Below are 21752 nucleotides of genomic sequence, written 5' to 3'. Positions count from 1 at the left end.
CCTAGCTCGGCGCCGCCGCTGACGGGGAGGATGTGGCCGGTGATGAAGCGGGCCTGGTCGGACAACAGGAATACGCAGGCATCGGCGATGACGTCGGGTTCGGGGCAGTAGCCGAGGGCGTGGATGCCGTCGAGGTAATCGGCGATGGCGGTGGGGTTGGGTTGGGACTGGCCCCAGGCGCGGAGCATGGGGGTCCAGACGCCGGCGGGGGCGATGGCGTTGACGCGGATACCGTAGGGGGCGTAGTCGAGGGCCATGGATTTGGTGAGGGCGTCGATGGCGCCTTTGGTGGCGGCGTAGGCGGCGTGGTTATCCTGGCCGATGGAGGCAACGAGGCTGCTGGTGTTTAGGATGGAGCCTCTTGTCGCTTTCAGGGCGCCGAGGCCGTAGCGGGTGGTGTGGAGGATGGCTTTCACGTTGACGTCGAAGAGCGCGTTCCACTCTTCGGTCGTCGTTTCATGTAATGGTTTGGAGGGATGCGCGATGCCGGCGTTGTTGTGGATGACGTCGATGCGGCCGTGGCGTGCCAGGGTGCGTTCGATGGCGTCCGAAACTTCTTCGGCGCTGGAGACGTCGCCGCCGGTGGTTTTGTCGAAGACGACGACCTGGGCGCCGGCCGCCCGGTAGCGGTTGCGGCATTCGAGGCCGATGCCGGCGGCGCCGCCGGTAAGGAAGATCACTTTATTGTGGAGGGGGCGTTCCATGGGAGTTATTTGAATAGCCAGAAGAGGAGGGTCATCACGAGCAGGAGCGCGAGCGACAGGAATTTATAGTTGCCGAGGCCGCGCCAACCCGGGCGGCGCAATGGGTCCAGGGGGGAGCGCCAATAGAGGGGCTCGGGCGCCGGGGCGGTGGTGCGCGGGGCGGCGGAGCCGGGGGCCGGGGGGGCGGGTAGCGCGAGGCTGAATGTCAGTTGAAGGGCGACGCAGATGATGAAGAGGTAGAAGGCCATCATCATAAAGGGTACGTGGCCGATAAACGACGAAGGGCAAAGCTTGCCCACGGCATACGCGAGTACCCCGAGGGCGGAGCCGATCCACAGCGTGAGTTTTGCGGAGCGTGGAGTCGCGCCGGACCAGAATATACCGAGCAGGAATACGCAGGTGATGGGTGGCGCGATGTGGGCTATGATGTCGTTGAGACCGTTGAAGATGCTTTCGTAGCGGTTGAGGAGCGGCAGCAGGAGCAACGAAAAGACGAGCGCGACCAACGCGGAGACGCGGCCGGCCCGGACGAGCTGGCGGTCGGTGGCGGAGGGGCGATAGCGTTTATAGAGGTCGTAGCTGATCAGGGTGGAGATGGAATTGAGGGCGCCGGAGACCTGGCCCATCAGACCGGAGAGGAGTGCGGCGACGAGGACGCCGACGAGACCGCTGGGGAGGAGCTGGGTGATCATCAACGTGTAAATGCCCTTGCTGTCGCCGTGGAGGCTGGAGACGTCGAGACGGCCGGTGGCGGCCAGGGTATACGCAAAGAGGCCGGGGAGGACGAAGATGAAGACGGGCAGGATCTTTATAAAGCCGCAAAACAGCGGGCCCACGCGTGCGTGCTGTTCGTCCCGCGCGCCGAGGACGCGTTGGACGATGGTCTGGTCGGCGCACCAGTACCAGATGCCGAGCACGGGATAGCCAAGGAAAACGGCGTACCAGGGCATGCCGCTCGGGTCGCCGGCGGGGCGGAGCATGGACAGGCGGTTGTGCTGGCCCTGCGCGTGCAGGACGGCGGTCATCGCATGCCAGCCGCCCATGCGGTTCCAGGAGGCGGCGCTGATCAGGAAGGCGCCCACGATCAGCACGATGGTTTGGATGGATTCGGTGACGACAACGGCCTTGAGACCGCCGATGATGGTATAAACCGCGGTGATGAGGCTGATGACGATGACGCTGGTATAGAGGTCGATGCCAAAGAGGGTTCGCAGCACGATCCCGCCGGCGAGCATCGAGAAGGCGATGTGGATGACGACGGCGCTGACGAGGGAGACGCCCACGAGCCAGTCCCGGCTGGCGCTGTCGTAGCGGCGTTCCAGGAAGTCGGGGAGCGTGGAAACGCCGGAGGTCATGTAGAAGGGGACGAAAAACAACGCGAGCAATATCAGCGTCAGCGCCGCCATCCATTCGAAGTCGCCGTTCAGGAGGCCGGTGTCGAAACCGCTTTGGGCGAGGCTGACGAGGTGGACGGTGGAGATGTTGGTGGCAAAGAGCGCGAGGCCGATGGCGGGCCAGCGGAGGGTTTTGCCGGCGAGGAAGTATTCGCGGGCGGTGCCGCCGGCATCGGCGGTGCCGCGGCGGTGACGTACGCCTACCCAGAGGCCGATCGTGAGTATGAGCACGATGTAGGCGATGCTGATCCATATATCGGGGAGGCCAATCATGGGAAGATAAGGTCGCAGCTGCTCCCGGGCGCTAACGGAGTGCGATAGACGCCGTCACGGATGGAGACCGGGTGCAGGAAGTGCTTTTGAAGGTGCGGGATGTGCTCGAGGAACAGGGCTTCGTGGCCCAGCGAAATATGGTTGAACAAAACGAGGTGTTGATGGATCTGTCCCATGTCGCCCACGTGGGGGACGACGGGTACGCCGAAGTGGCGCGACAGCAGGCTGACGGTGATGAATTCGCTCACCCCTCCTACCCTCACTGCATCCACCTGGATAAAACCGGCGCAACCGGTTTGGAGGTAGTTCTTGAATACGATCCGGTTGGGTACGTGTTCGCCCAGGGCGAGCCGGGTCGGTTTTAACGCCTCGGCAAGCGTCTTGTGCGCGAGCACGTCGTCGGGATGCGTGGGCTCTTCGATCCAATACGGGTCGATGGCTTGCAACGCCCGGCAGGTCGTCAGCGCCTGGGGCAGCGTCCATTGCTGGTTGGCGTCGAGCATGATGCGGACGCCGTCGCCGGCGGCCTGGCGGACAATGTGCGCGCGACGGATGTCCCGTTCGGGATCGGGGGAACCGACCTTTAGCTTCATAGCGGTGAAGCCTTCGGCCACGGCGCGTTTGGCGTTATCGCGGACCTGTTCGTCGGGGTAGTTGAACCAGCCGATGGAGGTGTCGTAGCCGGGGTAGCCGCGCTCGAGGATCGGGAGGCGGGCCTCCTTACCGGGTAATTCGGCACGCAACAAGGCGAGAGCCTGGTCGGTGGGAAGGACGTCTTCGAGATAAGATAGATCGAGGGTTGATAACACTTCTTCCGGAGAAAGGTCGATCAGGAGTTTCCACAGCGGCACGCCCCGGGACTTGGCCCAAAGGTCGAAACACGCATTGGTGACGGACGCCAGGCCCAGGTGGACGACGCCCTTGTGCGGGCCGAGCCAGCGGAACTGCTGCTCGTTGGATAGCTCGCGGGCGACGCGTCCGAAATTCCCCATCAGGTCTTCGATGTCCATTCCCTTCAGCCGTTCGGCATAAAATTGCGCGGCCCTGCAAACGAGGTCGTTGCCCTCGCCGAGGGTAAAGGCCAGACCCGTACCGGTGTGGCCGCTGTCGTCGCGGAGCAGGGTGACGGCATAGGAATATACGGGGTCGCGGTGGATGGCGTCGCTACCCGCGCCTTTGTCGAGCGGGAAGCGGACGTCGCGTATGTCGATGGATTTAATCATGGATGATGGGGAGGGTTTCGGTGCCGGTGTCGAATTCGAGGACGAGGACGGGGTTGTCGGCGCCACTGGCGCCGGTGTTTATGGTGTAGCCGTCGTGGGGGACGTCGGGGCCATGCAGCCAGTATACGCGCTTGGGTGTGATGGGCAGCGCGGGAAGCGTCAGCGACGGCGTTGCTTTAAACAGATGGATATAAATCTTGTTGCCCTTGCGCGTGCTGGCGTAGACGTCGTTCGGGACATAAGGGCCGCCCTTGGTGCCGTAGATGCTTTCGCCGTTGCGCCCGAGCCAGGCGCCGACCTCTTTCAGGCGCGTGACTTCCCTTTCCTCCATGCGGCCGTCGGGCATGGGGCTGACGTTCAGGAGCAGGTTGCCGTTGCCCGCGGCGGTCCGGATGAGGGTTTGGATACACTCCTTCGTGGTCTTGACCTTGTCGTTGGGTTTCCAGGCCCATTGCTGGGCGATGGTAATACAACTTTCCCAGGGCTCGGTCATGTTGAGCCGGCCGATTTCCTGTTCGGGGGTGAGGAAGTCGCCGACGGCGCCTTTTTCTGTCAGCGATGTCATTTTTTTCCCCAGCCGGTTATTCACGATGACATCGGGGTCGAGGCTTTTGATATAGTCATAGATTTCCCGGCCGTATGCGGTGGTCCATGGGCTTTCCCAGTAGCCGTCGAACCAAAGCATATAGGGATGATAACGGGTGATGAGCTCGTGCAGCTCGTTCTTCATCCGTTGCACGAATACCGGCATGTGGGGACCATAGTCGGGGTCGTGCCAGTCGAGGATGGTGCTGTAGATGCAGAAGTGCAGCCCGTATTTACGACAGGCGGCGGCCAATTCCCCCACGATGTCGTGTTTGTAGGGAGAATGCATGATGTTGTAGTCCGAATATGCCGTGGGCCACAGACAGAACCCGTCGTGGTGTTTGGCCACGATGGTCAGGTAGCGCATACCCGCGGCCTTGGCGGCGGACACCCAGGCATCCGCGTTGAAGAGCACGGGGTCGAATTCCTTATAGAGCGTGTCGTATTCGGCGGTGGGGACTTCCCTACCCCGGCTCCAGCCGATTTCCGTGCCGCGGAGGGTGACGGGACCCCAGTGGATGAACATGCCAAAGCGCAGGTCCATGAATGCGGCGAGCTTCGCGTCGTTGGTGGTGGCGGGGGGGCCGTTGAGGAGGAAGTGGGCGATGCGCACGGCGCCGCGGTCGAGATGGAGTCGGAGGACGTGGGGCTTGTCACCGAGGCCGCTGCCGAGCACTTCGTACCATGGCAGGTGCAACCAGCTGCTCCACTGGGTGTGAAGGTCCAATGTCTTTTCCGGGCCACCGTCGATGTCATAGCGGATGATACCGGCGTCGGGGCCGGAGACGACGGCGATGCCGATGGCGGAACCGCGGAAGGACAGGCTGAGCGCGGCGCCGGGGGTGGTGGCAACGAGCATCGGGATGTGGACAAAACCAGGGCGGGTATCAGCCTTGTCGGTGGGCGTCCAGTCGGGATCGATGTGCCAGCTGGAGTCCGGTTCGGCGAAGTTTACCGGGAGGTATTGGCCTTCGGAGAAGTTGTGGGGATCGAGCGCGGCCGCGGCAATGTTGGTGTGGCGGGGCGTGGCCCAGCAGTCCTCGAGGAGCGATTTGATGCTCTTGAAATATAGTTCCTGGCCGAATTCCGCCGGGTGTACGTCCTTGAAGTCGCGCTTCCAATCTATCTCGCCGCTGTGGATGCGGTCGGCGACCTCGCGGGCGATGTTGACGGACGGTAATTGATAGTGGGTGGCGATCAGCTCCTGGTTCGCAATTTCGGCGGGGGTATGGTAGGCGCCATAGTCGCGGGTCTTGTCCTCGTCGGCGAACGCCATCATCACGATGTCCATCGAGGGGTTGGCGCGGCGCGCGTGGCGGATGATGCCTTCGAGCGCGCGTACCTGCAGCAGGCTGTCGGTGCCGTTGACGCGGTCGTTGACCGCGGTTTCCACGAAGAGCAGGTCGACCTTCCCGGAGTCCAGGAGGTCACGTTGCAAACGGAACGCATGGGGGACGCTTCCGAGCGAAGGGATGCCCGCGGCGATGAACCGGAAGGTCGTGCGCGGCCAGCGCTCGCGGAGATAGGCGGTGACCTTGTCGCGCCAGCCGGGGTTGAAGGTAATGGAGCCGCCGAGGTAGGCGACGGTCATCGTCGCGCCGGGCAGGTGGAGGCTTGCGCGGACGTGGTGATACGGCGACGCGGCGGGCGCGGGCGCGGGGGTGGCGGCGGCACGCAGCGTGAGGATCAAGGATATGGCAAGGATATGCTTCATTTCCGAATGTACGCCTTTTGGCGGGGTCAGGTCGATTGAATGGTTTTCATCACGCCGTTGACTTTGACGCGAACGGTGCGCGGTTGCGGGGAATGGACGCGGTAGCTGGTGATAACGCCGTTTTTCCAGCGGATATCGACGGTGAAATTGCCCCTGGCGCGGAGACCGCGGACCTCGCCGGAGGCCCACACGGTGGGGATGGCCGGGAGCAGGTCGATATAGCCTTCGTGGCTTTGGATCAGCATTTCGGCGATACCGGCGGTGGCGCCGAAGTTGCCGTCGATCTGGAAGGGCGGACCGGCGGACAGGAGGTTCGGATATACGCCGCCACCGGCGCCATAGTTGATGCCGGTACTGACGGTGGGATGGATCAGCGTGGTAAATACTTTGTAGGCCCGGTTACCGTCGTGTAGCCGCGCCCAGAAGAGCACCTTGTACGCGATGGACCAGCTGGGGCCGTCGTCGCCGCGGGCTTCGAGGGTTTTGCGGCAGGCTTCGGCCAGGTCGGGCGTGGCGTCGGGTGTGATCAAGCCCGCGGGGTATAATCCATAGAGATGAGAGAGGTGGCGGTGGTGGACCTCGGTTTCCTTATAATTCTCCAGCCACTCCATCAACCGGCCGTCCGGGGCGACGACACCCGGGGGCGGTATTTGCGTGAGCCGGTGGGCCAGGCTGTCGCGGAGCGTGGCGTCGAGGCCGAGGACACTGGAGGCAGTGATGACGTTGTTGAACAACTCGCGGATGATCTGGTTGTCGATGGTAGGCCCCATGCAGATGCTGGCGGTCTTGCCGTTAGCCATGACAAAGGAGTTCTCCGGCGACGAAGAAGGCGCGGTCACCCACCAGCCCTTGGCCGGGTCTTCGATCAACATGCTGTTGTAAAACAGCGCGGAGCCCTTCAGTATCGGGTAGATCCGGGCGAGATAGGCCTTATCGCCGGTAAAAGCATAGTGCTGCCAGAGGTTGTCGCAGAGCCATCCCCCGCCGACTTTGGTAACACCCCAGGAAGCGGATTCGCCGGGCTCGGTCCAGCCCCAGACGTTGGTGATGACGTGGGCGATCCAACCCGGCGCGTCGTAGTAGGCGCGGGCGGTTTTTTCGCCCTCGGGCACCATGCCTTTTACGAGGTCGGCCAGCGGGAGGTTCAGCTCCGACAGGTTGCATACCTCGGCCGGCCACTGATTCATTTCGATGTTGATGTCGAGGTGATAGTCGCCGTTCCACGGCGTATGCACGTCGTTTGCCCACAGTCCTTGCAGGTTCGGCGGGAGGAGCCCCACACGGGTACTGCAGATACTGAGGTAGCGGCCGAACTGGAAGAAGAGCACGGGGAGGCCGTTGTCGGCGTCCGGGTGGTCGTAGAAATGGCCGATGCGATCGCCGGTGGGGAGGGCGGCGGGAGGCGCGGCAGCGATCGCGTCGGCCGGGGCGGCGTCGAGGTGCAGGGTCAAACGGTCGAAGAGACGGCGGTAGTGGGCGATGTGCGTTGCCAGTTCGGTGGCAAAGGGTGTTTTAAGGGCGTCGGCGAGCGTTTTTGCGACAGCCGTTTTGTATCCTGGATTTTTGAAGTCGGTGGCTTCGGAGACATAGAGGATTAGCCCGTCGGCGTGGTCGATAGCCAAGGCGCCGGCGGTAGCGCGCACATAGCCGCCGGTCGCGACCGCCTTGACCGTAGCCAGGTATTGCATGCCGTTGCCGTCGGTGCCGTTGTCGAGCTGGCCGGTGAGTTGTAGCTCGTCGCCCTTCACGGCGGAGGCGCCGCGTTCCGGGCGATCGATCGTGACCTTGCAGGTGATCGATCCGGGTTTGTCGGCGCGGATGCGGATGATGTCGACGTCGTGGTCGAAGCTCGTCAGATACTCGCGGGTGTAGGTGACGCCGCCGGCCCGGTAGGTATCGCGGGCCAGGGCGCTATCAAGGGATAGGGACCGGAAATAGTCCGTGGCTTGTACCTGACCGAAGTCCAGGTGCAACGCGCCCAGCATCTGGAAACAACCATAGGTCGTCCCCCCCGAGCCTTTGCCGGTACAGATGAAGGACTGGTCTACCAGCGACTGCGCCTCGTCGTTCTTGCCTTCCAGCAGGAGCTCGCGGATACGGGGGAGGCTTTTGTGGGCCTCGTAGTTGTTGGCGTCCTGGGGGGCACCGGACCAGAGGGTGATGTCGTTGAGGACGATGGTCTCGCGGTCGGCGCGGCCGTCTGGGGTCATGCCCAGCCGACCGTTACCGAGGGGGAGGGTTTCCTCCCAACGGGCGGCGGGCTGGGTGTACCAAAGGCGCAGGAGCACGGATTCCGGACGGACCTGGGCGGCGGCCGGCGCCGTGAGGGCGGCCAGCGCCAGGAGCAAAAACGGGGGCTTATTCATCAGGCGGATGGACAATTTGCGGGTGAGCTATTCTTTATCCCAGAAAGTGAGTTGCGACATATTGCAATAATTCGGATCGTCCGCCGTCTTGATGACGCGTACGCGGATAAAGCGCACGGGCGGCGGGTTGTTGACGAAGTTGAAGTTCATCGGCGCGCTACCGTCGTCGGAGCGGAAGGCTTCGACCAGCAAGGTCCAGCCGAGGGCCTGGTTAGCGGCCTTCCAATTCGGGTCGTTGCTGGCAACGGTGGTGAAGGCGCCGGTGGTATCCTGTATGCCCCAGACCTCGAAGTCGGTGGGGTTGTGGCAACAGTTCCGCCCGATCTCCTGGATGACGCCCAGGTTGTTGTAGACCTTGCCCATGTCCATGGTGATAGTGCCGGGTAACGGGGACGAGCCATCGCTGTGGAAAATGTTGGGATAGCCCTGGGGCGTGGTGCTGCCGTTCCAGAGCATAGCCACGTTGGTGCTCGACTGGTAGGGCTTCATGTCGGTCGGCTCGTCGATCTCATTGAAGAGGCTCTTATCACATTGGACAAGGCGGAAAATCTGCGGGAAGGTGTCGGGTTTGAGCGTCCAGAAGGTGTCGATCGCGCCGCTGACGGGGATGAAGGACGATTGGACAAGGACGGTTCCACCGGATTTGTAGCTCGGCAAGGTGATCGTGCTGTCCTTGGGACCTATGGCCGCGGTGGATGCCTGCCCGCTGGCATTGGTATATTGGATATTGGTGGTGATGTTGATGGTATCCGGTACGCTGAAGTACAACGTCGCCGATCCGTCCGCATTGACCTGGAAGGGCGTGCTGGCGTTGGGAAGCCGGTTGTGCAGCGCCGCCTGGTAAATCGGCCCGTAGACGCGGGCGTTGTCGATTTCAGCGGTCACGGATTTGTTCCCTGCCGAGTCGAAGGAGTTCACGAAGAACGTATACGTGTACTCGGACAGCTTGTTGATGTAGCACTTGACCGTATCCAGCGGGTTGTGCGTCGTCGCCTGCACGACCGTGGAGTCGGCGTAGTTATTCCAGTACACCACGTATTTCGAGATGCTGGGGTCGGTGCTCGGGTGCCACGTCAGGAGCAGCCGGCCGTTGCCCGGATCGACCTGCGGGGTTTGGATCACGCCGGGATATACGACCTCCTGGCCGCCGAGGAAAGAGCGGTAATTGGTCGCCTTTTTGCCGCAGGAGAGGGCCACCAGGAGTATGAGGATGTAGTAGCGTTTCATTGCAGAATATTTTTAGTAACCGTAACGACGGGTGATCGGGGGCCCGCGGCAAGCCGCGGGCCCCGGGGATCATCGCGGGTCGCCCCAGAATGTCAATTCATTGATGTCAAAAAAGTTATTGGTCCCACCCATGTTGGTCAAACACTCGAACCGTATGTAGCGCACCTTGGGCAGGCTCAACGCGAAGTTGAAAGGGAAGCCGGCCATCCAGAAGTTATAATCGGCGGTGGTGAACTGGGGGTTGGCTAAACCCGAGGGTTTGGCCGGGGAATAGAACTCGCCCATGTTGATCCAGCCGTTGGCGGTCGTTCCGCCGACGGGAGGCAGGCCGGTGCTGTCTGGCATGTTCTCGTCCTGTGGTTGGTCGTTCCGGCCCCAGATCACAAAGGATTGCGGCGTGCCATAGCCCCAGAGGAATTCGCCGGGACCGGAGTCGCCCTCGCGGCCGACCATGTTGAAACGGCTGAGCTTCGCGGACTGACCCATGTCGAAGGTGATCCAGGCGGGCCATACCAGCGGCGTGATGGGCTGCGCGGTGTTGTATGTCGGCTCGTGGAGGTTGTTGTCCCAGAGGTTGGGGACGTCCCAGTAGCTGCCAAAGGGCAGCACGTCCGAGGGGAGGATGTAGTCCTTGAACAGCCCCTTGTTCATCTCGACCTCATAGATCGGGTGGATGGTCGCGTAGACCGTATCGGAAAAGTTGTTCCACGCGTCGGTGATATAGACGCCGAACTTGTGCGCGGTGGTGTCGTAACCCCGGAGGCTGAAGTTCGTCGAGTCCAGGTTTGTATAGTTCTGGTCGATGATCTGGAGCTTACCCGTGCTGTCGGGGCCGATCACGATGATCCCGATGTTGGCTTTCGCCGGGTTGACACAGGTGATGTTGACGCCGCCGAAGTCGGGCGCCATCTTGACCGTGGGATAGGCCAGCAGGTAAGGCGGCGTACCCGGGTGGACGGTCACCTGTACGGGGTCCGACGAGACATTCGCCCGCGTGACGACGGTCAGGGTCACCTGGTAGTCCTGGCTGGCGGCAAAACCGCTGACGGTGATGCTGTCCGAGTAATAGGACGACTTCGTCTGGCGGCTTTCCTTGCCGTTGATCATGTAGTTCGCCTGGACGTACAGGATGTTCTTGGAGTCGGGAAGGGAGTAGGTTATATACGCCCCGCCGTTGAAGTTCGCCACCTTAATATTAGAGACCGGCCCCGGTTTGGTATTGTCGGTGGAGACGATCGTGTTGTACCCGTCCGTCTTCTTACAGCCAAGCTGGCCGAAGAGGGTCAAGGCGACGAGGAATACGATATAATGAAGTTTCATAATGATCTTGTTTTACCAGTAAAGACTTTGTACCAGGTTCGGGTTGGTCAGCAGGTCGTAGGTCTGTATCGGGTAGATATAGTCCTTCAGGGCGAATACCGGCTGGTAATAGTTGACCAGCTGGTAGTAGCCGGATACGGTTTTGTGGTTTTGACCCGGGTCCGTATTCCACCCCTGGAAGGGCGTCGCCAGGACGCCTTGCAATTCTTTCCAGCGTCTCAGGTCCCAACCGGCCTGACCCTCGAAGGCCAGCTCGATCCGGCGCTCCTGGTGGATGATCGCCCGCAGACCCGCCTGGCTGTTGGGTTTACCGGGGTTGTTGGAATACTGCGCCCAGGACTGCACGACACCCTGCAGTCCGGCCCTGGCCCGCACCTGGTCGATGTATTGATAGACCGTGGCGCTGGGTCCGCTGACCTCGTTCAGACACTCGGCGTAGAGCAGCCAGAGGGACGTCAGCCGGATAAACGGCCATGAATAGTTGTAGTACACGGTATTGTTGCCAAAGACCGTCTGGTAAGGCACCAATTTACGGGCCCAGTAACCGGTGGCGTTCCCGCGGAGGGCGTCCGGGGGCGCGGCGAACCCGCTCACGGCGTTGACCACGTCCGCGTTGTTGTCGTCCGTGTTGCCCAAGCCGAACCAAAGGGCGCCGTCATAAGCGACGTCGGCATAATAGCGGTTTTCGCGGTCGAAGTTACCCTTGGCGCAGGGGTATCCTTTCTTAATATAATACTGGTGCGCATCGTCCCCGGTGACAACGGTGTAACGGTTGGTATAGTCCCAGGTCTTGTCCTCGTTGATGGGCACACCGTTGTTGGTATAGAATATCTCGGACTCGCCGATGGGCACCGAGAACTGGGAGTAGATCGCGAAGACATTGGCCGCCGCGTTGGCGTTGGTGCGGGCCGCGGCCTGGTATTGCCAGCCAAAATACGGGTTGAGCGTCCATATCTGTTCGGGGTTCCAGCTTTCGGTCACCGCGCCCTGGATGGTCAGCAACGTTTTGGTGCTGTCGCTCATGTGGACCACGTTCCCGGTCTGCTTGAACTGGTAGAGCGAGGCGCCGGCGGCGTTGGCGGCGGCAATGGCAGCCTGGCAGGCGCTCGCCGCCCTTTGCCATTTGGAGGGATCGGGCGTCTGGTTGAAGAACGGCTTGCCGTTCTTGTCGAGCATCCCGGCATAGTCGGGGTTCCCGTTAAAGAGCGGGCTGGCCGCGGTGGCCAGGACCTCCGCCTTTACGGCCAGGGCGATGGTCGACGTGATCCGGCCCTGTTCCGTGGCCTGGTTCTGGATGACGGCAGGCAGACCGGCGATAGCGGTATCGAGCAGGTTGGACACATAGTTGAAGCACGAATCCACCGATTGTTGCGGGACCCGTACCTGGTCCGTCGTGGCGTTGACCGGAAGGGCGACGTCCTCGATGGGGATCGGTCCGTACATCCGGATCAGCCAGTAGTGATAGTATGCCTTCAAGAATTGAGCCTCGGCGATCCAGCGGGTCTTCTCGTACTGCGGGAGGTCCTGCGGCTGGTCGATGTTGGCCAGGAAGGTATTACACATCCGGATCGATTGCCAGAGGTTCAGGCCCATGTTGTAGCCGTCCCAGTAGTTGAGGAGCGGGTTGTCGGCGTTCTGCAGCCCCTGCATGACCGTAAAGCCGGCGTCGCCACCCGCGCCGCCGAGGGTCGTCCGGTCGCTCAGGTTGATCGGGAAGATGACCTCGCCCGATGTCGTAAACCCGGCGTTCCGCCGGACATCGGCAAGGTTTTGCATGTTGGAGTAGCAGCCGAACAGGTAGGCCTCCGCCTCGTTGGCGTTGGCAAAGGAGCTGTTGAGTGTCGCCTCGTCGTCCGGCGTTACGTCCAGGTATTTCTTGCAGGACGCCAGGGTGAGCAATAAGAATATGGGGAGTAATTTTTTCATCGCTTAAAAGTTCAGGTTTATACCGGCGTTGAACACCTTCTGGATGGGATAACCAAAGCCCTGCCCGGCCATTTCCGGGTCCCAGAGCTTGAAGTGGCTCCACGTGATCAGGTTCAACCCATTAAAGTAGATCCGCGCGTTGTCCATGAAGATGCGGTGCGTCCAGCTCCGCGGGAGGGTGAATCCGACTTCGAGGGATTTCAGCCGCATAAAGCTGCCGTCCCGAAGCCACCAGGAGCTCTGCACATCGTTGTTGCCGTTATCGTACGTGGCGAACCTCGGGAAGAGCGCGTACAGGTTCTGGTTTTCCTCTGTCCAGTGGTTGTCGGCGTAGGCCTTCATGAGCTGTGCGTTGTTGACGAAGGGCTCCGTGCCATAGTACCCATTGTACGTATCGTTCTGGGCCGTGGGGTTCATGAAAAACGAAACTTTTCCTTCGCCCTGGAAAAAGGCGTTCACGTCGAACTGTTTGTAGATGGCCGAAAAACCAAAGCCATACACGATCTGCGGCACCGTGGGGTTGCCCAGGGGCACCTGGTCGTACGAGTCGATCACGCCGTCGCCGTTGATATCCCGGTACTTAATGTCACCGCCCTGCGGGAGCGGAAAGCTGCCGAACTGTTGGGGGGGAGAATTACGGGCTTCCTTGTCGTCCACGAAAAGCCGCTCGGCGATGTATCCGAACTGCTGGTTGATCGGCTGACCGGAGTGGAACAGGTACGGATAAGGATACTGGGGCTCCTCTTCACGACCGGCCTTGTCGCGGGTACCGGTGAAGTTACCCATGAACGTCACCTGGAAGTCCTTGGAGAAGCGCTGTTTGTAGTCCATGTGGATGTCGATCCCGTTGGAGTACGCCGTACCCAGGTTCGCCTGGAGGTTCGAAGAGGCTGTTCCTTCGATGCCCGTTTCCACCGGTATATAGCCGCGGTTGATCAGGATGTTGTAGCGGTATTCATGGTAGATTTCCGCGATGATGTTGAAGTTATGGGCTATTTCCACCTCGAGGGCCAGGTTGCTCTTGGCCGCGGTTTCCCAGGTCACGTCGGGGTTGGGGTAGGCCAGGATGGAAGTGCCGTACATCGTGGTCCCGTTGGTGAGGCCAAAGGAGGCGCTCGGTCCGCTCGTGTTGTCGGGAATCACGCTGGAGAGGTAGAAGAAACGCTGCTTGCCGATGTTGTCGTTCCCCACCAGGCCATAGCTGCCGCGGATCTTCAGACGGGTGAAGACCTTGGAGACGCCGCCCTTCCAGAAGTTCTCGTTGGATATGACGTAACCCGCGCCGATGGTCGGGAAGAAACCAAAACGATGGTCCGGGGCGAATTTTTCCGAGCCGTTATACCCAAAGTTGAACTCCAGGAAGTAGCGGTCCTTGAAGGAGTAGGACGCCCTTCCGGACAGGCCCAGGTTGCGGGCGGGCAGCGAAGACGACAGCGTAACCGTCCCGGTGTTCGGGTCGGTCGAGTTAGGGTTGACCGTTTGTTCGCGCGTACCCAGTATCGTACCGCTCAGGTGGTGGTCGCCGAAGTTGCGGTCGTAGTCCAGCGAACCCTGCATATAGATGTAGGTGGAAAGGTTCTTGTTCCCGGGATAATAGCTCAGGAACTCCTGCGCCGCACCCGGCGAGTTGTTCAGCCAGTTCAGGGTATATTGGCCTGTCGACTCGTCGACGCTCCCGATATTGTAGTAGAACGGTTTATAGGAGCGCTGCTGGTCGAAGTAGGAGTAACGGTTCGTGCTGAAGATCCCGTGGAAGGCCAGCCCGCGCGTGATGAAGTTGAAGTTCTGGTTCAACTCGAACTGCGCGGACATACGCGATTCGGAAGAATTCTTATAACCGTACATCAGGTCCGCGTAGGGATTGTCTTGCAGACCGCCGGTGATGCCCGTATTATTACCGAACAGGATGTGGTGGGTGGTCAGGTTCGCGGAATCGGGCGCATAAAACGCCGGGAAATACACCGGGCTGGTGTGGAGCACCTTATCGTACAGGTCGGTGGCGAGCCCCGACTGGTCGTTGGTGATCGGACCGGTATAGTCATTGAAGTTCCCCCACAACCGTACGATGGCCTCGGTCGACTTGGTGATCTTGACGTTGACGTTGGCGCGGAGCTGGTAGTTCTCGAACTTCATACCCGAGTTGAAGTTGTTGACCGGGTTGACCTGGAGGATCCCATTGTCGCGGGAATAGTCGCCGGAGATATAATATTTGGCCTGCTCGCTACCACCTTGTACGCTGAAGTTCGCGCGGTTGGTCGTGGTCTGCTTGCGAAACAGCATCGACATCCAGTCCACCGCCGGGTAGAGATAGGGATTGGCGCCGGGAGCGTGGTTCCACGTATTGGTGGCGGCTTGAATCTGATTGGGCGTAAAATAAGGCGTGGCCAGCGGGTTACGCGTAGTCACGGCCTCATTGTAGTCGTTCATATAGGTGATCGGGTCGGCCAGTTGTACGGACGTGGTCGGTTTAGAGATCGAGTTCTCGTACCGGATGTTGACCTTGGCCTTGCCGACCTTCCCTTCCTTGGTCGTGACGAGGATGACGCCATTGGCGCCCCGGGCGCCGTACAGCGCCGCGGCGCTGGCGTCTTTAAGGATGGAAAAGCTGGCGATGTCGTCCACGTTCAGCCGCGCCAGGTCGTTGGCCGTCAGCTCGACGTTATCGACGAGGATGAGCGGGCTGGCGCTGTACCCCAGGGTGGTAACGCCCCGGATAAAGAACTGGGAGTTATCGGCCCCCGGCTGACCGCTCCGCTGGAAGGCGATCACGCCCGCGATCTGGCCGGCCAGCGCGTTGGTCAGGTTGGAGGCGGGTATCCGGAGGTCCTCCGGGTTGACCGACGTCACCGATCCGACCACGGCCTCCTTCCGCTGTTTCTTACCAAACGCGGTGATCACCACGTCCGACAGGTTGTTCTTGTTGAGGTGCAGCACCACGTTCATCGACGACCGCGCCGGTACGGCGAGGGTTTCGTAGTTGATGCTGCTGAATTCGAGGATGGCGTTTTCGGGCACGTCCAGGATAAACCGCCCGTTTTCGTCAGAGGTCGTCCCGATCCGGGTGCTACCGCGGACCGTTACGTTCGCACCGCGGAGGAGGTTCCCCGCGGTATCCCGTATCGTCCCGGTCACCGTGATCCTGGTTTGGGCCATGGCGCCCAGGCTTAGGAACGTAAGGCAGATGAAAGCCAATAGCTTCGGCATAGAGCAATCGTTTTGGCGCTTAATTAAAGTTTGGTTTATAATAAACTAAGGTAGAGAGCAGTCCCAGCCTGGGAAATAGGCAATTTGCTGACTTTGATGGATTATCCTACGGTCAGTTCTTCGAGCGTCTTTCCTTTCGTCTCTTTGACTTTGGCTGCTATATATAGGGCGCCCACCGAGCATATGGCCGCGTAGATATAAAACGTCTTATCGCCAAGGTGCGCGAAGAGCGGTGGAAAGGTGAACACGAGGATGAAATAGGCCAGCCACAGGCTGAGGACGGCAACCGACGTCGCGGCGCTCCGGATCTTACCGGGGAAAATCTCGGCGATCAATACCCAGGTCACGGGCGCCAGCGATAACGCGTACGTGCCGATGGCGGTCAGGAGGAACCAGGAGACATGTACCGATCCGTTATGCAGCTGTCGCGCGATGATTATGTAAAGGGCCGTTAGCCCCACCGCGCCGATCAGCATCAGCGGCTTTCGGCCGAGCCGGTCGACCAGCGCCATCGCCAGCAGGGTGAAGACCAGGTTGACGCCGCCGATCAGGACGGTTTGGAAGAGTTGCCCGTCTGTCCCAACGCCGATGCTGGCGAAGATTTTCGGGGTATAGTTGAAGACGACGTTGATGCCGCAGAATTGTTGGAAGACGGCCAGTGAGATACCGAGTATTACCGTGGGAAGGACTGCCTTTTTGAAAATGCCGGCGGCGGCGTTCGACTTTTGCGGCGCGTGTTGTATACCGGCGATCGTTTGCGCCGCGAAGTCGGCGCCGCCGATCTTGTGAAGGGTCCGTCGCGCTTCTTCCTCGCGCCCCGCGTCGATGAGCCAGCGCGGGCTTTCGGGGAGCCACCAGGCGCCCAGCAGGAACAACGCCGAGGGGACAGCGCCGAGGCCGAACATCCACCGCCAGGCGTCGTCACCGTTGTTGCGGAGGGTATAGTTTATGAGGTTGGTAACGAGGATCCCGATTACGACCGTGAGCTGGTTGATCGCCACCATGCGGCCGCGGAAGGGCGCAGGGGATACTTCGGCGATATACATGGGGGATAGTAGCGAGGCCATTCCCACGCCGATGCCTGCGGTAAAACGGGACCCGATAAAAAAGAACCGCGTCGGCGACAAGGCCATTGCCAGCGAGGACACGCCAAAAACGGCGGCAGCCAATAGCAGGCCGGTCCGGCGGCCTTTTTTGTCGCATATCGTTCCCGCGATCAGACAACCCGCAATAGCGCCGAGCGCGAGACAACCGGTGGCGAAGCCCTCCCAGTAGGCATCCAGCGCAAAGGTCCTTTGCAGGAAGGGAAGCGCCCCGGATATGACGGCGAAGTCAAAACCGAAGAGGTAACCGCCCAGGGCGGATACGAAGGAGATACCGATTATGTAGGTTTGATTGTATCGGGTCATTTTGTGCCGAATTCAAATATAGTGGTGGATTTGTATAGCGAGCCGGGCCGGAGGATTCCGCTTGGGAATGCCCCGTGGTTGGGGGCGTCGGGGAAGTTCTGTGTCTCCAGGGCAACGGCGCCGTGTTGTACGTAGTCAACCCCTTGGGGGCCCTTTGCGGCGCCGGTCCACCAGTTCGCCGTGTAGACCTGCAAGCAAGGCTGATCGGTGAATACTGTAAGCAGGCGGCCGGAGGTCGGGTCGTAGAGCTCGGCCGCCGGCACGGCGCCGACGGCGCGCAGCGCCGGGCCGTCGTGGGGGCGATCGAGGACGAAATTATGGTCGTAGCCGTGGTCGCGGGGGAAGGCATCGATGTTCTTACCGATACATTGAGGGTTTTTGAAGTCCAGGGGGGTGTCCGCTACGGGTAGCAGCCGTCCGGTGGGGAGGTTGCGGAGGTTTTTCTCCGAATATTCCCGGGCGTTTACTTTCAGCTCGTGGTTGGTTACCAGGGGATCGGTGAAACCGGTCAGGTTGAAGTAGGTGTGGTTGGTGAGGTTCACCGGGGTGGGTTTATCGGTTTCGGCGGTATAGCGGATTTCAAGGGCGTTGTCTTTTAACGCATAGTGTACGGTGACGTGGAGGTTGCCGGGGTAGCCTTCTTCGCCATCCGGACTATAATATTCGAGCAGCAATGAGTGGTTCGTGGATTCTTTGACCGTCCAGACTTTTTTGGAAAACCCTTCGAAACCGCCGTGCAGGTGGTTCCCGTCTTCATTGAGGGTGAGCTGGTAGGTCGTGCCGTCGATTCGGAGGCGGCCGCTGTCGATGCGGTTCACGCAACGGCCGACGATGCAGCCGAGGTAATCGGGGTTGTCGCCATAGCGGCTTATGTCGTTGAAGCCGGCTACCACATTGACGGGGCGGCCTACCCTATCGGGGACGCACAGGGTTTGGATGGCGGCCCCCAGGTTGGTCAGGCTCAACGCGATGTTTTTGTTCTGGAGGTTAAATAGCTGCATGGGCGTGGGTCATGTCCAGGTGCCATTGGGCGCCTTGGTGGTTCGGGTCGGAACGGAGTACTTCGGTGAGGTGGCGTTCGGCTTCGGCGGCCTGTCCCAGGCCGAACCGGCCGAGGCCAATCAGGTAGTGACAGTGCTGGCGGTTGCGCTGGTCCAGGTCCTGGTCGAACACGAGCATATCGGGCAGGGATACCGCGAAGTAGTCGATGCGGATGGAGTCGTGCAGGTGTTTTGTTCCGAAATCGATGAAGCGTTCGAATATCGCATCGCTGGTTGCTTTGTCGCCGAGGCGGCGCCACGCAAGGGCCTGGTAAAGTATCTTGTCGGGTTGAGGGTCGTTGTAGAAGATGGCCTGGGCGGGCTCTGCGCTGCCTTTGGTGGCTGCCGCCCAGGCGGCTTGTGCGGCTTTTGCGTTTCCTTTTGCGTCATGTATACATCCCATGTAGTAGAGCCGGTCGTTCTCCGGGGTGCCATAGAGCTTGCCTTCGCCGAGGTTTTCGGGGTAGTCGATCGTGGCGTTCAGCAGGGCTTCGGCTTCGTCATAGTCACCGCGGTCAATCGCTTCCCGGGCCAGCGCCAGGTGGCATAGCAGGAATTGGCGGACGACCTTTCCTTCGCCGCCTTCCCAGGGGTGGAAGGTGCGGCCGCCAAGCAGGCCCTGCGCCTTTTTGTACTCGCGTGTCTGGTTATACAGGGTGATGCGCTCCAGGTAGAGGTCGTCGCGTTGGTTAACGAGGTCTGAATGGCGTTCCAGGAATTGTAGGCGTTCTTCGGGGGAGCGGCCGGTGATTTTGTAGAGCTGGTCGAGCTCCATCAGGACGCGGGCGTCCTTCTCGTCGTTTTTGAAGGCCCGCTCCATGCTGTCGAGCGCCCGTTGCTTGTCGTTTTGTTTGTTATAGTACGCGAGCGCGAGGTTGCGATACACCGTGGGAAAACCCGTTGCCTGGCTGGCGGCTCTCTCCCAGTTTTCGATGGCTTCGGCATACTGCCGCTTGTCGTACCAGAGGTTGCCGAGCAGGTACGAGGCCATGGCGTCGCCGTTGTCGGCGGCGTATCCGAGGATGGCGATCTCTTCGATTTTGTTGGGGAAAACCAGGGTGGGGTCTTTTTCTTCGTTGTCGGGTTGCTGCCGTAGCCAGGCCAGGTAGTATCTGGCGAGCGTCTGGTCCTTTACGGGGTCGAGGATCTTTATCGCCTCGTCGTTCAATCCCAGGTAGGCGTAATCGAGGGCCAGCTCGAGGTAGTTGTTGAGGCTGCCGCGCATGAGCGTTTCGAATTCGGCTTTGCCTGGGGCGGAAACGCCGGTTTGCAGCGCCTCCCAGCGGCAGCCCATGTTAAAGGGGTCGATGTCGAGGGACTCTTTTATAAAAGCCGGGTCTTTCAGGAGCACCGCCTTGACGTGGCGCGCCACCGGGCTATGGTGGTTACGCACGAGGGACTGGTCGATGTGCTTCAGCGCCCTTTCATACTGGCCCTGGCGGTACTTGATACGGGCCATCTGGAGAAAGGCGCTGTGTTGCCAGGCGTCGTTCCAGGCGGCCTTGGCAAAGGCGTCGTAGGCATCGCCGGGTTTGTCCTGGAGCAGGAGCGACCAGCCCAGGTTATAATAGGGCTCGCCCTCGTAGGGGTTGGGGTTGCGGATGGTGAGGGTTTTTATGGCTTTTCTGAAATAGGGTTCCGATTTTTTGAACTGACCGCGTCTTAACAGGTAAAGACCCATCGCGTTGTTGCATCGAATGTCGCCCGGGCTTCTTTTCAGGCCCTCTTCGTAGTAGTCCACCGGGTTGTAGGTGGCGTGTCGGTATTGTTCGAGGTGGAGACCGTTGAGGTAGAGATCCTCGACGTGCTCGATGTCTTCGGGGCGTTTGGCGGGTGTGGCGGGAGCGGGGATGTCGTGCGGGGCCGGGGGGTCGGGGGTGTAGCTGACGAGCTCGTGGCCGTCGGACGTGAGGACGGTGACTTGCAGGCCGTTGGCGGGTAGGGGCGCAGAGAAAATATCCCGGGGGGAAAGGTCGGCGCGGAATTCTTTTTGTAGCGCGCCGTCCTGGTACACTTGAATACGCGCGTCCTTGTAAACAGCGGTCGCGTATACCTTGACTTCGCCGGCTTCGACGTTGAGCATGGCCTCTTTTGTCGCGTTCTTTACCATACCCACCTCGGCAAAGGGCATGAAGTATTGCTCGAAGGTCTTTTCCTCGTTGGGCTGGAGCCAGGAGAAGTCGGGCTGGTTGTCGGTAAAGACGCCGGTCATGAGCTCGATATAGGGACCATCCTCGTCGGTAAGGTTGCGGTCCCAGGCTTGGCCAAAGGCGCCGTTGCCCCAGGTCCATTGTTTTTTGCCGGGGGAGACGTGGTGGTCCGCGACGTGGAGCATGCCGGCCCGGGTGTCGTGCTCGTAGCAACCCATGAAGTCATACTTCGAACGGATAGCCATATACGAAGTGGGGACGGGTATGTTGGCGTACCGGGAGATGTCCGTGCCGGGCGCGTAGTCGACCTTGTAGTACATACCGGTGGCGATGGGAAAGTCGGATACGTCGCGCTTGCCGTGGTCGAAAACCGCGTATACGTCCGGGGGGAATAGCGATTGATAGTGGTCGTTGACCTTTACGGCCGGGTTGGCCCACCATAAGAATGTCTGGGGGAAGGGCGTGCGATTGAACAGCTTGCCGCGGATTTCGAGATAGGCCTTCCCGGGATACAAACGGAAGCCCGCGAGCCCCTTGGTCCGGAACATCAGCTCGACCTCGTTCATCCATACGGTTTTGCTGCCGTCGGCGTGCTCCTCGATGGTGCAATCGACGGGTGAAAAGGTGGACGGGCGGTGGTGCTGGGGCCAGTTGAACTCGATCCCACCGGATATCCACGGGCCGGCCAGACCGACCAGGGCGGGCTTGATGACCTGGTTGTAGTATACGAAGTCACGGTGGCGGACCTTGTCGTAGGCGCGTTGCACGCGGCCGCCCAATTCGGGGAGGAGCATTACTTTCAAATATTCGTTCTCCAGGAATACCGCTACGTATACCTTGTCGGTCTTCTCGTCGGCGATGGTCTCTATGACGGGGTGCGGGTAGACGACGCCGCTGGAGCCCTGGTAGACGCGTTTTTCCAGGAATATCGGGTTCTTTTCGGGGGCGCCGGCTTGGTAGGTCGGAATCCGTACTGTTTCTATCCAGGCTTTTACTTCCATATTTCTATCATTTTTGCGTCTTCGGTGGGGATGGTTATCCTTGTTGGTAGCGGGGCGCCGGTTAGGAAATCGGTGGCTTTGCCGGCGGGGAGGGTGTATTCCAGGGGGGATTTGCGGCTGAAGTTGAAGAGGGCGAGCAGCGTCGGGGCTCCGGCACGGCCTTTGGCACCGGTCCCGAGGGTGAAGACCAGCTGCTGATCGAAACCGGGGCCGTCG

General features: G+C 60.6%; 13 protein-coding genes. All 13 read right to left on the bottom strand.

Annotated features, from left to right (window positions below):
* The coding region (locus tag VL547_RS22605) for an SDR family oxidoreductase (RefSeq protein WP_325582263.1) at positions 1 to 704 on the bottom strand (704 nt) is incomplete at its 3' end.
* A 5-nt stretch (positions 705 to 709) separates the two neighbouring features.
* Positions 710 to 2371, bottom strand: coding sequence for a sodium:solute symporter family transporter (locus tag VL547_RS22600; protein WP_325582261.1), 1662 nt, complete (start codon positions 2369 to 2371; stop codon positions 710 to 712).
* Positions 2368 to 3594: an enolase C-terminal domain-like protein gene (locus tag VL547_RS22595; RefSeq protein ID WP_325582259.1), complete on the bottom strand. Its 1227-nt coding sequence runs from the start codon at positions 3592 to 3594 to the stop codon at positions 2368 to 2370. Before VL547_RS22595 ends, VL547_RS22600 begins: the two co-directional genes overlap by 4 nt.
* Positions 3587 to 5893 (bottom strand): alpha-L-fucosidase, encoded by a 2307-nt coding sequence (locus VL547_RS22590; protein ID WP_325582257.1) that lies wholly within the window; start codon positions 5891 to 5893, stop codon positions 3587 to 3589. Before VL547_RS22590 ends, VL547_RS22595 begins: the two co-directional genes overlap by 8 nt.
* A gap of 26 nt (positions 5894 to 5919) precedes the next feature.
* The gene (locus tag VL547_RS22585; RefSeq protein ID WP_325582255.1) at positions 5920 to 8259 is read right to left on the bottom strand and encodes a glycoside hydrolase family 95 protein; all 2340 of its coding nucleotides are present in this window, start codon (positions 8257 to 8259) and stop codon (positions 5920 to 5922) included.
* A gap of 27 nt (positions 8260 to 8286) precedes the next feature.
* Positions 8287 to 9486 (bottom strand): DUF4998 domain-containing protein, encoded by a 1200-nt coding sequence (locus VL547_RS22580; RefSeq protein WP_325582253.1) that lies wholly within the window; start codon positions 9484 to 9486, stop codon positions 8287 to 8289.
* 69 nt (positions 9487 to 9555) lie between these two features.
* Complete coding sequence (locus tag VL547_RS22575; protein WP_325582251.1) at positions 9556 to 10806, bottom strand: DUF4959 domain-containing protein; 1251 nt, start codon at positions 10804 to 10806, stop codon at positions 9556 to 9558.
* 12 nt (positions 10807 to 10818) lie between these two features.
* Positions 10819 to 12732: a RagB/SusD family nutrient uptake outer membrane protein gene (locus VL547_RS22570; protein WP_325582249.1), complete on the bottom strand. Its 1914-nt coding sequence runs from the start codon at positions 12730 to 12732 to the stop codon at positions 10819 to 10821.
* A 3-nt stretch (positions 12733 to 12735) separates the two neighbouring features.
* Complete coding sequence (locus tag VL547_RS22565) at positions 12736 to 15936, bottom strand: TonB-dependent receptor (protein ID WP_325582247.1); 3201 nt, start codon at positions 15934 to 15936, stop codon at positions 12736 to 12738.
* Between the two features lie 101 nt (positions 15937 to 16037).
* Positions 16038 to 17345, bottom strand: coding sequence for a sugar porter family MFS transporter (locus VL547_RS22560; protein WP_325582244.1), 1308 nt, complete (start codon positions 17343 to 17345; stop codon positions 16038 to 16040).
* Positions 17342 to 18346 (bottom strand): aldose epimerase family protein, encoded by a 1005-nt coding sequence (locus VL547_RS22555; RefSeq protein WP_325582242.1) that lies wholly within the window; start codon positions 18344 to 18346, stop codon positions 17342 to 17344. Before VL547_RS22555 ends, VL547_RS22560 begins: the two co-directional genes overlap by 4 nt.
* Positions 18333 to 21536, bottom strand: coding sequence for a DUF5107 domain-containing protein (locus VL547_RS22550; protein WP_325582240.1), 3204 nt, complete (start codon positions 21534 to 21536; stop codon positions 18333 to 18335). The genes VL547_RS22555 and VL547_RS22550 overlap by 14 nt, the downstream gene beginning before the upstream one ends.
* A partial coding sequence (locus VL547_RS22545) for a hypothetical protein (RefSeq protein WP_325582238.1) occupies positions 21527 to 21752 on the bottom strand: 226 nt, incomplete at its 5' end. The genes VL547_RS22550 and VL547_RS22545, both read right to left, overlap by 10 nt.

It is taken from the genome of Dinghuibacter sp., from assembly GCF_035492835.1.
Taxonomy (GTDB): Bacteria; Bacteroidota; Bacteroidia; order Chitinophagales; family Chitinophagaceae; genus Dinghuibacter.
Note: the sequence above shows the minus strand (reverse complement) of the source record. Positions and strands in the feature narration are given on the sequence as shown.